This is a genomic window from Marinobacterium stanieri (genome assembly GCF_900155945.1).
Lineage (GTDB): Bacteria > Pseudomonadota > Gammaproteobacteria > Pseudomonadales > Balneatricaceae > Marinobacterium > Marinobacterium stanieri.
Window position 1 is genome coordinate 156,693 of record NZ_FTMN01000008.1, and the last position, 13,549, is coordinate 170,241.

Sequence of the window (13,549 nt, forward strand, 5' to 3'; positions counted from 1 at the left end):
GGGCGCTTTTTGCTATCCTGCAACCCCATCTTGAGTACGTTTTCTCCTCCCATACATCTCGATCTGACAGGTTCCGCATGACGCGTTATATTTTCGTCACAGGCGGTGTTGTGTCCTCATTGGGCAAAGGCATCGCATCAGCTTCTCTGGCGGCTATTCTCGAGGCCCGTGGCCTCAAAGTAACAATGCTCAAGCTGGACCCGTATATAAACGTGGATCCGGGTACCATGAGCCCCTTCCAGCACGGCGAAGTGTTCGTCACCGATGATGGTGCCGAAACTGACCTGGACCTGGGCCACTATGAGCGCTTCATCCGCACCACCATGAGCAAGCGCAACAACTTCACCACCGGACGTGTGTACCAGCACGTGCTGAGCAAGGAGCGCCGCGGCGACTACCTGGGCGGCACCGTGCAGGTGATTCCGCACATCACCAACGAGATCAAGCGTCGCGTGATCGAGGGTGCCGGTGATGCAGATGTCGCTCTGGTCGAGATCGGTGGCACCGTCGGTGATATCGAATCCCTGCCGTTCCTGGAAGCGGTGCGTCAGCTGAAGGTGGAAGTGGGTGCGTCCCGCGCCATGTTCATGCACCTGACGCTGGTGCCGTACATTGCCACCGCCGGCGAGACCAAAACCAAACCGACCCAGCACTCCGTTAAAGAGCTGCGCTCCATCGGTATCCAGCCGGATATCCTGGTGTGCCGTTCCGAGCAGGAGCTGGACGAGTCTTCACGCAAGAAAGTGGCCATGTTCACCAACGTGGATGAGCGTGCGGTTATCTCTCTGCCGGACGCCGATACCATCTACAACATCCCGGCCATGCTGTGGGAACAGCATCTGGACGAGATTGTGACCGAGCGCTTCCGCATCAACTGCAAGCCGGCAGACCTGAGCGAGTGGAGCCGTGTGGCCGATGCGTTCCTGCATCCGGAAGGTGAAGTGACCATCGCCATGGTCGGTAAGTACATGGAACTGCTTGACGCGTACAAGTCGCTGATCGAAGCGATCTCCCATGCCGGCATTGCGCTGCGCAAGAAGGTGAAGATCGAGTACATCGACTCCGAGCGTGTTGAGCGTGAAGGCAGCCAGATCCTGGAAGGCTTTAGTGCCATTCTGGTACCGGGCGGTTTTGGCGAGCGTGGTGTTGAAGGCAAGATCGAAGCGGTCCGCTTTGCCCGTGAGAACAAGGTTCCCTACCTGGGTATCTGTCTGGGTATGCAGGTTGCCGTGATTGAATACGCGCGCCATGTGGCCGGATTTGAGGGCGCCAACTCTACCGAATTTGACCAGCAGTCCAAACACCCGGTGATCGGCCTGATCACTGAATGGACCGATCGCACCGGTGAAGTGGAAGTCCGTGGCGAGAACTCCGATCTGGGCGGTACCATGCGCCTGGGCGCACAGACCTGCCACCTGGCTGAAGGCTCCAATGTTGCTGAGGCTTACGGCAGCACTGAAGTGCGTGAGCGTCACCGTCACCGTTTTGAGGTGAACAACAACTACGTGCCGCTGTTGGAAGAGGCTGGTCTGAAAATTACCGGTCGCTCCGTGGATGGCGAGCTGGTTGAAGTGGTGGAAGCCCCGGATCATCCCTGGTTCGTGGCCTGTCAGTTCCACCCGGAATTTACGTCCACCCCGCGCGACGGGCACGGCCTGTTCACCGGATTCATCAAGGCCGCGCTGGCACGTCAGGCGCAGCAGTAACCTTTTTACGAGTTAACTGGAGACACAGATACAATGGCTCAGATTGCGAATATCAAGGCACGCGAAGTTCTGGATTCCCGTGGTAACCCGACTGTAGAAGCGGATGTCATCCTGGCCTCCGGTGTCATGGGCTCTGCCTGTGCACCCTCAGGTGCGTCTACCGGTTCCCGCGAAGCGCTGGAACTGCGTGACGGTGACAAGTCCCGTTACCTGGGCAAGGGCGTTCAGAAAGCGGTTGCTGCGATTAACGGTGCAATCCGTGAAGCCCTGGTTGGCATGGACGTAACCGACCAGCGTGCACTGGATGACAAGATGCTGGCGCTGGACGGTACCGAAAACAAATCCAACCTGGGCGCCAACGCCATTCTGGCGGTGTCTCTGGCAGCGGCGAAAGCGGCTGCGACCGAAAAAGGCATTCCGCTGTACGCGCACATTGCCGACATCAACGGCACCGCGGGTCAGTTCTCCATGCCGGTTCCGATGATGAACATCCTCAACGGTGGTGAGCACGCGGATAACAACGTTGATATCCAGGAGTTCATGGTTCAGCCGGTGAGCTTCGACAACTTTGGTGATGCCCTGCGTTGCGGCGCCGAAATCTTCCACGCCCTGAAATCTGTACTCAAGGCTCGCGGCCTGAACACTGCAGTAGGTGACGAAGGTGGTTTCGCGCCGAACCTGGGTTCCAACGAAGAAGCCCTGGTTGTGATCAAGGAGGCGATCGACAATGCCGGCTACAAGCTGGGTACCGACGTGACCCTGGCGCTGGACTGTGCATCTTCCGAGTTCTACAAGGATGGCAAGTACGACCTGGCCGGTGAAGGCAAAGTCTTCGACGCTGAAGGTTTTGGTGACTACCTGGCGCAGTTGTGCGAAAACTATCCGATCGTCTCCATCGAAGATGGCATGGACGAATCCGACTGGGACGGCTGGGCCAGCCTGACCCGCAAGATCGGTGACAAGGTACAGCTGGTCGGTGACGACCTGTTCGTGACCAACACCAAGATCCTGAAGGAAGGTATCGACAAGTCCATCGGTAACTCCATCCTGATCAAGTTCAACCAGATCGGCTCTCTGTCCGAAACACTGGATGCGATCAAGATGGCCAAGGATGCCGGTTACACTGTTGTTATCTCTCACCGCTCCGGTGAAACCGAAGACACCACGATTGCCGATCTGGCAGTGGGTACTGCAGCGGGCCAGATCAAGACCGGCTCCCTGTGCCGCTCTGACCGTGTTGCCAAGTACAACCGTTTGCTGCGTATTGCTGAAGAGCTCGGTGCCGATGCGGTATACAAGGGTCTGAAAGAGATCAAAGGTCAGGCCTGAAGCCTGAAAGTATGATAAAAAGGGGGCTCTTGGCCCCCTTTTTTGATTTTTGACCCTGGGCCCTGTGCAAGCAAGAGGAAACTGCGTGTATCGCTGGTTGTTGTTGATTTTGCTGGTGATGCTGCTCGGTTTGCAGTACCGGCTCTGGTTTGGAGAAGCCAACCTGCGCCAGGTGTGGCAGCTGGAAGACAAGATTCTGGAGCAGCGAGAAATCAATCAGCAGCTGGCCGAGCGCAACAAGCGCCTTGAAGCCGAAGTACAGGATCTCAAACAGGGACTGTCTGCCCTGGAAGAACGTGCCCGCAGTGAAATGGGCATGGTTCGCAAGGGGGAAACCTTTTTTCAGCTCATTGAGCCCGAGCCGGAGAACCCGCGACGTTGAACTTTTCACTCGCCACTGAATGGCTGTATGGCGAACCCTCATCCCAGGCCCAGCTTCGTTCCCAGCCCGAAGACTTTCAGGTATTTGAACGCCTGCCGTTCACGCCGGACGGGGAAGGCGAGCATGTCTTCCTGTATATTCGCAAAACCGGTGAAAACACCGATTGGGTTGCCCGTCAGCTGGCGAATTTCTGTCAGGTGAGTCCGCGCGATGTTGGCTATGCCGGCAAAAAGGACCGCCATGCCGTGACCGAACAGTGGTTCAGTGTGCGCCTGCCTATCGGCCGTTCGCTCACCTGGTCCCTGTTCGGGGGCGACAGCATTGAAGTATTGGAATCGGTTCGTCACAGTCGCAAACTGCGTCTGGGGGCCCTTGAGGGCAACCGTTTTGTACTGCGCCTGCGTGATGTAACCGATGAGCAGGCGTTTGCGGCGCGGGTCGAACAGATTCGCGCCGGTGTGCCCAACTATTTCGGCGAGCAGCGTTTCGGCATTGAAGGCGGTAACCTCGACAAGGGTCTGGCCATGCTGGAGGGGCGCCTGAAAGAGCGTCAGCGGCATAAGAAGGGACTCTATATCTCCGCGCTGCGTTCCTGGCTGTTCAATCAGGTGGTCAGCGATCGTATTCGCCAGGGGTACTGGGAGCGTATTCTGCCGGGCGATGTATTGATGTTGAACGGCTCGCAGAGCTGTTTCCGTGCGGAGCCCGAAGCCAGTGACCTGGCCGAGCGTCTAGCCGCAGGTGATGTGCATCTTACCGCACCCATGTGGGGGCGAGGTGAGCTGATGACGCGTGACGATGCCGCAGCTTTTGAACAGCAAGTACTGGAGCCCTGGCAAGCCTTGTGTAATGGGCTGGAAGGCCTGGGTCTGAACCAGGAGCGGCGCAGCATGCGTCTGCTACCGCTTGGCCTCAAGGCTGAGCAAGAACAGGAACAGCAATGGCGACTGGAGTTTGAATTGCCCTCCGGAGCTTTTGCCACCAGTGTTCTGCGTGAACTCTGTCAGTGGCGCAACGCAAATTTTCAGCAGGAGTAATCGGGAAAAATGCTGACCTTGATTTCCAATGATGATGGTGTGTACGCGCCAGGCCTGGCAACTCTGGCCGAGCGCCTGGCACAGGATACCGAAACCTGTGTGGTCGCACCTGATCGCAACCGCAGTGGTGCCAGTAACGCTCTCACGCTAGACCGCCCTTTGGAAGCGCACCGCCATTCCAGCGGCTATTTCGGCATTAACGGTACACCGACCGATTGTGTCCATCTTGGCAGCTCCGGTCTGTTCACTGACGAGCGCCGCCCCGACATCGTCGTATCGGGTATCAATGCAGGTGCCAACCTGGGGGATGATGTGCTCTATTCGGGCACTGTTGCCGCTGCAACCGAAGGGCGTCATTGCCGTCTGCCGCCAATTGCGGTGTCCATGCACAGCTTCCATCCCAAGCATTACGAAACCGGTGCCGAGATTGTCGCCACGCTGGTAAAGCGTCTGGAGGCACTGGTGGTGGCACCACGGACTGTACTCAATATCAATGTACCAGACCTGCCGCTGGATCAGATCAAGGGTATTCACGTTACCCGTCTGGGGCACCGCCATCGCGCAGATCCGCCGGTAGCGATGGAAGACCCTCGTGGTCGTACCCGTTACTGGATTGCCGGTGCTGGTGCGGCAGCCGATTCGGATCCGGGAACTGACTTCTTTGCCGTCGAGAACGGCTTTGTGTCAGTCACGCCTCTGCAGATCGATATGACACATTATTCAGGCATGGATAACCTGGGCGAATGGCTGGAGGATTTGATGTGATCGACCGCGATCTACAGGGAATCGGCATGACCTCCAGGCGTACCCGTGAGCGCCTGGTACAGCGTCTGCGTGATCAGGGCGTTGCGGATGAGCGTGTTTTGAATGCAGTCATCGATACCCCGCGGCATATCTTTATTGATGAGGCGCTGTCCCATCGTGCCTATGAAGATACGGCGCTGCCGATCAGCTACAACCAGACCATTTCTCAGCCGTATATCGTTGCCCGCATGACAGAGCTGCTGCTGGAAGGCGGGCCGCGCAACAAGGTGCTGGAAGTGGGGACCGGTTCGGGCTATCAGACGGCCATTCTTGGCCTGCTGGTTGATCAGGTGTTCAGTGTTGAGCGTATCCGCCCGCTGCAGGAAAAAGCCCGTAAACGGCTGCAGCGCCTGAAACTGCACAATGTGATGTTGCGGCACACAGATGGTGGCATGGGCTGGCCTGACAAGGCGCCCTTTGACGGTATTCTGGTGACAGCGGCTCCGCGTGAGGTACCTCAGGAACTGCTGTCACAATTGGCGATTGGTGGCTGCCTGGTGATTCCGGTCGGGGATGAAGAGCAGGCACTTAAGCGCATTACGCGTACTGCGGACGACGAGTACACAACGGAAGTGATGGAAAAAGTACGCTTTGTGCCACTGCTCAGTGGCACGGTGCGTTGACGACAGGAGTAAGCGTGCGTAACAAACGCGATTATCTGGTGCTGTCCGCCAAAGGCATGATGATGGGGATTGCCGATGCGGTGCCCGGGGTGTCGGGCGGAACCATAGCCTTTATTACCGGCATTTATGAAGAGCTGATCGACACCCTGAAAAGCTTTAATACCGAGGCCCTGCGCCTGCTGTTTTCGCAGGGGCCGGTGGCCTGCTGGCGCTATGTGAACGGCAGCTTCTTGCTGGCGGTGCTGGCCGGTATTCTTCTCAGCCTGGTCAGTGTAGCTCACCTGACGCTATATCTGCTGGAGCACCACCCGATCTTGATCTGGTCATTTTTCTTTGGCCTGATCCTGGCATCGACCTGGAGCGTGCTGCGCCATATTCGTGGCTGGAGCACCAACCTGGTGTCCACCTTTGTGCTGGGGGGCATGCTGGCCTATTTCATAACTTCACGAGGGCCGGCCATGCTGGAGCCCACCACGCTGATGACTTTCCTGGCCGGCATGATTGCGATTTGCGCCATGATTTTGCCGGGGCTTTCCGGCAGCTTCATTCTGCTGCTGATGGGCATGTATGCGCCCGTACTTGAAGCGGTGAAGGAACTACAGTGGGGCACCCTGGGTCTATTCTGCGCGGGCTGTGTACTGGGACTGCTAAGTTTTTCCCGGGTGCTGAGCTGGGCTTTCCACCATCATCGCATGACCACACTGGCTCTGCTGGGCGGGTTCATGCTCGGCTCATTGAACAAGGTATGGCCCTGGAAATATACCCTGGCCTACAGTATCAATGGCAAGGGAGAGGAGGTGCCGTTGATGCAGGATAACCTGCTGCCCAGCAGCTATGAGGTCCTGACCGGACTGGATCCCCAGTTCTGGCCGGCACTGGCACTTATGTTCATGGGAGCCCTGCTGGGTGTGCTGATGGATCGGCAGCAGGGCTAAGGAGGCGCGAGTGCCCTGGCGGCTGATATTGACAGGATGGCTGATTGTGCTGCTGGGGGGCTGCTCCTCCGGTTATGCGCCTGTCACGGACCAGTCGCTGGGGGCCCGCTCTGCCAGTAAAGGGCCGGCGCCTGCCAGTTATCGCGTGCAGAAAGGCGATACACTCTATTCCATCGCTTTCCGCTATGGGCTCGACTACCGTCAGGTTGCCCGCTGGAACGGGATCAGCAGTCGTGACTACATCTACCCCGGTCAGCGTCTGCGCCTGGCCCCGTCCAGTCAGCGTTCCAGTAGCGGTTCCGCATCTTCATCCAGCTCTTCCAGCAGTGGCGCGAAAACCACCGCTTCAAGTGGCAGCAACTCACCAGCTGCCAGTAAGCCCCAGCCCACAAGTAAACCCAAGCCCGCGCCCGCACCTGCCTCAACCGGCCCGGTGCGCTGGCAATGGCCACATCCTGGACGAATCCTGTCCGGGTTCGGCGGTGGTCAGCCGGCCAACAAGGGTATCGATATCATCGGTAAACAGGGTGATGCGGTGAAAGCGGCTGCCGCCGGGGTGGTGGTCTATTCCGGTAATGGCCTGCTTGGATATGGGAATATGGTTATTCTAAATCATGACAACCAGTACCTGAGTGCCTACGCCCATAACAGTCGCATTTTTGTACGAGAGGGTGATAAGGTTAAAGCAGGCGAAAAAATAGCCGAAATAGGTAGTACGGGTGCAGCACGCACAATGCTGCATTTTGAGATCCGGCGGGATGGTAATCCCGTAAATCCTATGCGCTATCTGCCTAAGCGCTGACGATAACAATAATAACAACATACATAGATGGCTCAGACCATCGTCCAAACTGGGGGTAACACATGGTGAGCGTGGATAAGGAACACGGGGCCAAGGTTCCGGTGGGTGACAGTGACTATGACCAGGATGTCGAGACACTGGAGCGTGATGATGAAGAGGAAACGGTTGAAGCCTCGGATTCTGACGCTGAAACGGAAGAACTGCCTGCATTCATGAACAGCGGCCGTGGACGGGGTTCCATGGCGCATAAGGATCTGGTGAACGCCCGTTCGCTGGATGCCACTCAGTTATATCTCAATGAAATCGGCTTTTCTCCCCTGCTGACAGCAGAGGAAGAGGTCTATTTCTCACGCCGAGCGCTCAAGGGAGATGAAGCTTCCCGCAAGCGCATGATCGAAAGTAACCTGCGTCTAGTGGTGAAAATTGCACGCCGCTACATCAATCGAGGGCTGACCCTGCTCGACCTGATTGAGGAAGGTAATCTCGGCCTGATTCGCGCGGTGGAAAAATTCGACCCTGAACGCGGATTCCGCTTCTCAACCTACGCGACCTGGTGGATTCGCCAGACCATTGAGCGTGCCATCATGAATCAGACCCGCACCATCCGTCTGCCCATTCATGTGGTCAAGGAACTCAATGTCTACCTGCGTGCCTCCCGTGAGCTGGCGCAGAAACTCGATCACGAGCCCACCGCGGAAGAGATTGCCGCACTGGTGGATAAGCCGGTGGCGAATGTGGAACGCATGTTGGGGCTCAACGAGCGGGTAAGCTCGGTCGACGTGCCTGCAGGCCAGGGGGCCGACAAGCCGCTGCTGGAAACCATTGCCGACCACGAAGCGGCGGACCCTGAAACCCTGCTGCAAAGCAACAACATCAGCGGTAACCTCAATCGCTGGCTGGATATGCTGCCGGAGAAGCATGCGGATGTGTTGTCCCGCCGCTTCGGTTTGCGTGGCCACGAGATGAGCACGCTGGAGCAGGTGGGTAAAGAGATCGGGCTGACCCGTGAACGGGTACGCCAAATCCAGGTGGAAGCACTGCGTAAACTCCGCGAGATTGTTGAAAAGAATGGCCTCAGCGGTGAAGATCTGCTGCAGTAGCAGCAGGTCCGGGCCGGTATCAAGACCTTTTCAGTATTTTGATTGCCGGCGCTTCAGCGCTCCAGATACTTGAGCTTGTCTGGAGTGCCATTCCACTCTTCAGCATCATCCAGTGGCGGTTTGCGCTCAGTGATATTGGGCCAGACTTCTGCCAGCTCGGCATTAATCTTGTAGAACTGATCCTGTTCAGGACTCAGGTCATCCTCATGCAGTATGGCTTCAGCCGGGCATTCCGGCTCACAGAGGCCGCAGTCGATACACTCGTCCGGGTGAATCACCAGGAAGTTGGGGCCTTCGTAGAAGCAGTCCACGGGGCAGACCTCAACACAGTCGGTGTACTTACAGCGAATACAGTTTTCAGTGACGATGTAGGTCATCTTGCAGCTCTCCTTGGCTCAGGTCTGCCTGCAGTATAGTGCGCTTGTTGGCTCAGGCCAGCGCTGCTCAGGACATCATGTCCCGCAGCGCGTACAGTTGTTCCAATGCCTGGCGGGGCGTTAGGTCATCCAGATCCAGCTGCTTCAGCTGACGCTCCACCTGTGAGGGCTGGCTGACAAACATGTCTCCCTGCAGCGGCGCGTCTGCCACTGCGGCCGTATCCGGTTCAGGGTTGCGCGGCACGTTATCACTGGGGCTGCGGCTGTCCTGTTCCAGAATCACCAGCTTATCGCGGGCATTTCTGATCACCTTATCCGGAATACCGGCCAGTTGCGCCACCTGTAGGCCGTAACTCTGGCTGGCCGGCCCTTCCTGAACTTCATGCATGAAGACGATATGGTCATTATGTTCAACGGCGGTGAGGTGCACGTTTACCACGCCACTTTCCCGTTCCGGCAGGCTGGTCAGCTCGAAGTAGTGGGTGGCAAACAGGGTGAAGGCCTGGGTTTCACGGGCGAGGAACTCGGCGCAGGACCAGGCCAGTGACAGGCCGTCAAAGGTGCTGGTGCCACGGCCAACTTCATCCATCAGCACCAGGCTGCGGTCGCTGGCATTGTGCAGAATATTGGCCGTCTCAGTCATCTCCACCATAAAGGTGGAACGGCCGCCGGCCAGATCATCCGAGGACCCCATGCGGGTAAAAATGCGGTCCACAATCCCGATATTGGCTGACTGGGCAGGCACATAGCTGCCGATATGCGCGAGCAACGTGATCAGTGCGGCCTGGCGCATGTAGGTGGATTTACCGCCCATGTTGGGGCCAGTAATCACCAGCATATGGCGCTGTTCGTCCAGGCGCAGGTCGTTGGCCACGAAAGGGGTGTCCAACACGGCTTCCACCACCGGATGGCGACCGCCTTCAATCTGCAGGCAACGCTCGTCCACCAGTTGTGGACGTTGGTAATCCAGCGCCAGGGCGCGCTCAGCCAGGTTGCAGAGTACATCAAGCTCGGACAGGCCGGCGGCACTTTCCTGCAAGGGAGCGAGTTGTTCGGCCAGCTGCTCCAGCAGTTCGTCGTACAGGTGCTTTTCCCGTGCCAGAGCCTTGCTCTTGGCACTCAGGGCCTTGTCTTCAAACTCTTTCAGTTCGGGGGTGATGAAGCGCTCGGCATTTTTCAACGTTTGGCGGCGGATATACTCGGCCGGCATGTCGACCGCTTGAGCCTTGCTGACCTCGATGTAATAGCCATGCACGCGGTTGTAGCCCACCTTCAGCGTGGAAATATCGGTGCGGGCACGCTCACGGGCTTCCAGCTGCAGCAGGAACTCACCAGCGTTTTCGCTCAGGCCGCGTAATTCATCCAGCTCGGCATCATAGCCTGCCGCGATCACACCGCCGTCACGGATCACGACGGGCGGGGCATCAATGATGGCGCGTGCCAGCAGGTCTGCTTCTGTGGGGAAGGTCGCGATCTGTTGCGACAGGGATTTGATGCGGGCGGCATCGGTAGCCTTGAGTGAATTCTGCAGCTCGGGAAGCGTGGCCAGCGCATTGCGCAGGCGCTCCAGGTCGCGCGGACGTGCTGAACGCAGGGCTACTCGGGACAGGATGCGCTCCATATCGCCAATGGGTTTGAGTTGTTCGGCAATGTTGTCACTGCAGTCCGGACGCATCAGCCAGCGAATGGCGTCCTGGCGCGCTTCCAGAGTACTGCGATCACGCAGGGGGCGGTGCAGCCAGCGGCGCAACAGGCGGCTGCCCATGGGGGTGCCGCATTTATCCAGTACCGAGGCCAGGGTGTTGCTGCGGCCTCCGGACAGGTTGACGTCCAGCTCCAGATTGCGGCGCGTGGAAGCATCCAGAATAACGGCTTCATCATGCTGCTCGACCTGGATGCGGCGAATATGAGGCAGGCTGCTGCGTTGCGTATCGCGGGCATACTGCAACAGACAGCCGGCCGCGCAGATCGCCAGACTCAGGTGGTCGCAGCCAAAGCCGCTCAGGTCGCGGGTCTTGAACTGGTCGCACAGCAGACGGCGAGCGGTATCGTCTTCAAATTCCCAGGGCGGGCGTGCATGGGCTCCGGGGCGCTTGCTGACCGCTTCGGGAACCTCGGCATCATCCGGGTATAGCAGTTCGGCAGGGCGAAGACGCTCCAGCTCGGCCAGCAGGGCGTCCTCTCCCTTCACCTCGAACAGGCTGAAGCGTCCGGAGCTGATATCGATCATCGCCAGGCCAAACTGGTCCTGATAGCGTGCAATGCCCATCAGCAGGTTGTCCTGATGTTCATCCAGCAGAGCTTCATCACTCAGCGTACCGGGGGTGACAATACGCACGACTTCACGTGCGACAGGCCCCTTGCTGGTGGCCGGGTCGCCAACCTGTTCACAGATCACCACGGACTCACCGGCTTTAACAATGCGGGCGATATAACCTTCGGCAGAGTGGTAGGGAATACCGGCCATGGGAATCGGCTCGCCGGCGGACTTGCCCCGTGCCGTCAGTGAAATATCCAGCAGCGCAGCGGCCTTCTTGGCATCGTCATAGAACAGCTCGTAGAAATCCCCCATGCGGTAAAACAGCAGTTGATCCGGGTGCTGTGCCTTGATGCGCAGGTACTGCTGCATCATGGGAGTGTGCTGGGTGCTCTTGCTTGCTGAAGACATAGTTGACGCTGTCATCCTGTTGCGGGGATTGAATCGGATTTGGCTCAGGGTTTTAATGGGGGAATTGTACGTTAAACACGGCAGCCTGCGTAGTCGCGGCTTGGGAGTAACACGATGAAAAACCTGGCACAAAAAGTAGGGCAGGCGCTGTTGAGCAAGGGCCTGAAAATGGCAACGGCGGAGTCATGCACCGGGGGCTGGGTGGCCCAGGCAGTGACGGCAGTGCCGGGCAGTTCAGGCTGGTTCGATTGTGGTTTTGTGTCCTATTCCAATACGGCCAAGCAGAAAATGCTGGGTGTGGATCTTGAGGTTCTGGAAAGCAGTGGTGCAGTGAGCGAGCCGGTGGTCGCGCAGATGGCGGAAGGTGCACTGCGGAACAGTGATGCCAATATTGCCGTGGCTATCAGCGGCATTGCCGGTCCGGATGGGGGCTCGGAGGACAAACCCGTGGGGACGGTATGGCTGGCCTGGGCTATTGAAGGGCACCCGACCGTGAGTTGTCTGAGTTTCTTCAACGGTGACCGTGATGACATTCGTCAGCAGGCGGTTGAGCAGGCGCTGGAAGGCATCATGGCCTATCTGCCGGAGTAATCTCAGGATGGTTGCAATCTGATCAGGTTGTGGAATAATACTGTTCAGACATACAGTATTTAACCCTCGGCTAATGAAAGGTTTCCCGATGGACGCAAACAGAAAAAAAGCACTTGATGCCGCCCTGTCACAAATCGAGCGCCAGTTCGGCAAAGGCGCTGTGATGCGCATGGGGGACCAGCCCCGTGAAGCGATTCCGTCCGTGTCCACCGGTTCCCTGGGTCTGGATATTGCCCTGGGTATTGGCGGCCTGCCCTTTGGTCGAGTAGTCGAGATCTACGGTCCGGAATCCTCCGGTAAAACCACGCTGACCCTGCAGGTCATTGCGGAGGCGCAGAAGCAGGGTAAAACCTGTGCCTTTGTTGACGCCGAGCACGCGCTGGATCCGGTTTACGCCGAGAAGCTGGGTGTGGATGTGGATGCCTTGCTGGTGTCCCAGCCGGATACCGGTGAACAGGCCCTGGAAATCACCGACATGCTGACCCGTTCCGGTGCGGTTGATGTCATCATCGTCGACTCCGTAGCGGCACTGGTGCCCAAGGCCGAGATCGAAGGTGAAATGGGTGATTCTCATGTAGGTCTTCAGGCGCGTCTGATGTCCCAGGCGCTGCGTAAGCTGACCGGTAGCGTCAAGCAGTCCAACTGTCTGCTGGTGTTCATCAACCAGATCCGTATGAAGATTGGTGTGATGTTCGGCAACCCGGAAACCACTACCGGTGGTAACGCGCTCAAGTTCTATGCCTCCGTGCGTCTGGATATCCGCCGTACCGGTGCCGTGAAGCAGGGCGACGAAGTGGTCGGTAACGAGACCCGTGTCAAAGTGGTCAAGAACAAGGTATCGCCGCCGTTCCGTCAGGCTGAGTTCCAGATCATGTACGGCCAGGGCATCTACCACATGGGTGAGGTGGTTGATCTGGGTGTGCAGCAGGGACTGGTGGACAAATCCGGTGCCTGGTACGCCTATAAGGGTGACAAGATCGGTCAGGGCAAGGCCAATGCCGCCAAGTACCTGGAAGATCATCCGGAAATCGCCAACGAGATCGAAGGTGAAATCCGTGCCAAGCTGCTGAATGTGCCCAAGCCCAAAGAGCAGCCGGAACAGGCAGAAGAAGCGGGTCAGCTTGATCTCTGATCCGTTGTTGAACAGATGACACCGAACAGGGGCCTTGTGCCCCTGTTTTGCGTTTGCGGGATG

13 protein-coding genes are annotated in these 13,549 nt (G+C 57.9%); 11 read left to right on the forward strand and 2 right to left on the reverse strand.

From position 1 onward, the window contains the following. Positions 1-77: 77 nt before the first annotated feature. From BW956_RS16870 to rpoS, 9 genes are all read left to right on the forward strand, one after another. Positions 78-1,706 (forward strand): CTP synthase, encoded by a 1,629-nt coding sequence (locus BW956_RS16870; RefSeq protein WP_076464516.1) that lies wholly within the window; start codon positions 78-80, stop codon positions 1,704-1,706. 33 nt (positions 1,707-1,739) lie between these two features. After that, complete coding sequence (gene eno, locus BW956_RS16875) at positions 1,740-3,035, forward strand: phosphopyruvate hydratase (protein WP_010323525.1); 1,296 nt, start codon at positions 1,740-1,742, stop codon at positions 3,033-3,035. Positions 3,036-3,120: 85 nt separating this feature from the next. Beyond that, the gene (gene ftsB, locus BW956_RS16880) at positions 3,121-3,417 is read left to right on the forward strand and encodes a cell division protein FtsB (protein WP_010323524.1); all 297 of its coding nucleotides are present in this window, start codon (positions 3,121-3,123) and stop codon (positions 3,415-3,417) included. Continuing rightward, on the forward strand, positions 3,414-4,454 hold the full coding sequence (truD, locus tag BW956_RS16885; protein WP_076464519.1) for a tRNA pseudouridine(13) synthase TruD: 1,041 nt from the start codon (positions 3,414-3,416) through the stop codon (positions 4,452-4,454). Before ftsB ends, truD begins: the two co-directional genes overlap by 4 nt. Positions 4,455-4,463: 9 nt before the next feature. Continuing rightward, positions 4,464-5,219 carry a 5'/3'-nucleotidase SurE gene (gene surE, locus BW956_RS16890; protein ID WP_010323522.1) on the forward strand — a complete coding sequence of 252 codons (756 nt, stop codon included), beginning with the start codon at positions 4,464-4,466 and terminating at the stop codon, positions 5,217-5,219. Then, on the forward strand, positions 5,219-5,881 hold the full coding sequence (locus tag BW956_RS16895; protein WP_202798497.1) for a protein-L-isoaspartate(D-aspartate) O-methyltransferase: 663 nt from the start codon (positions 5,219-5,221) through the stop codon (positions 5,879-5,881). The genes surE and BW956_RS16895 overlap by 1 nt, the downstream gene beginning before the upstream one ends. 14 nt (positions 5,882-5,895) lie before the next feature. Further along, on the forward strand, positions 5,896-6,816 hold the full coding sequence (locus tag BW956_RS16900) for a DUF368 domain-containing protein (protein ID WP_217695143.1): 921 nt from the start codon (positions 5,896-5,898) through the stop codon (positions 6,814-6,816). Positions 6,817-6,844: 28 nt separating this feature from the next. After that, complete coding sequence (locus BW956_RS16905; RefSeq protein ID WP_139327219.1) at positions 6,845-7,618, forward strand: peptidoglycan DD-metalloendopeptidase family protein; 774 nt, start codon at positions 6,845-6,847, stop codon at positions 7,616-7,618. Positions 7,619-7,680: 62 nt separating this feature from the next. Continuing rightward, on the forward strand, positions 7,681-8,718 hold the full coding sequence (gene rpoS, locus BW956_RS16910; RefSeq protein ID WP_244894386.1) for an RNA polymerase sigma factor RpoS: 1,038 nt from the start codon (positions 7,681-7,683) through the stop codon (positions 8,716-8,718). Between the two features lie 53 nt (positions 8,719-8,771). Here rpoS and fdxA read toward each other — a convergent pair whose 3' ends face one another. Both fdxA and mutS read right to left on the reverse strand, forming a co-directional pair. Next, complete coding sequence (fdxA, locus tag BW956_RS16915; RefSeq protein WP_076464528.1) at positions 8,772-9,095, reverse strand: ferredoxin FdxA; 324 nt, start codon at positions 9,093-9,095, stop codon at positions 8,772-8,774. A gap of 67 nt (positions 9,096-9,162) precedes the next feature. Further along, complete coding sequence (mutS, locus tag BW956_RS16920; RefSeq protein ID WP_076464530.1) at positions 9,163-11,763, reverse strand: DNA mismatch repair protein MutS; 2,601 nt, start codon at positions 11,761-11,763, stop codon at positions 9,163-9,165. Positions 11,764-11,877: 114 nt separating this feature from the next. Here mutS and BW956_RS16925 point away from each other — a divergent pair, with 114 nt between their 5' ends. Further along, positions 11,878-12,354, forward strand: coding sequence for a CinA family protein (locus BW956_RS16925; protein WP_076464533.1), 477 nt, complete (start codon positions 11,878-11,880; stop codon positions 12,352-12,354). A gap of 88 nt (positions 12,355-12,442) precedes the next feature. Next, entirely contained in the window at positions 12,443-13,486 is a 1,044-nt protein-coding gene (recA, locus tag BW956_RS16930) for a recombinase RecA (protein WP_010323514.1), read from the forward strand. The last annotated feature ends 63 nt before the right edge of the window (positions 13,487-13,549 follow it).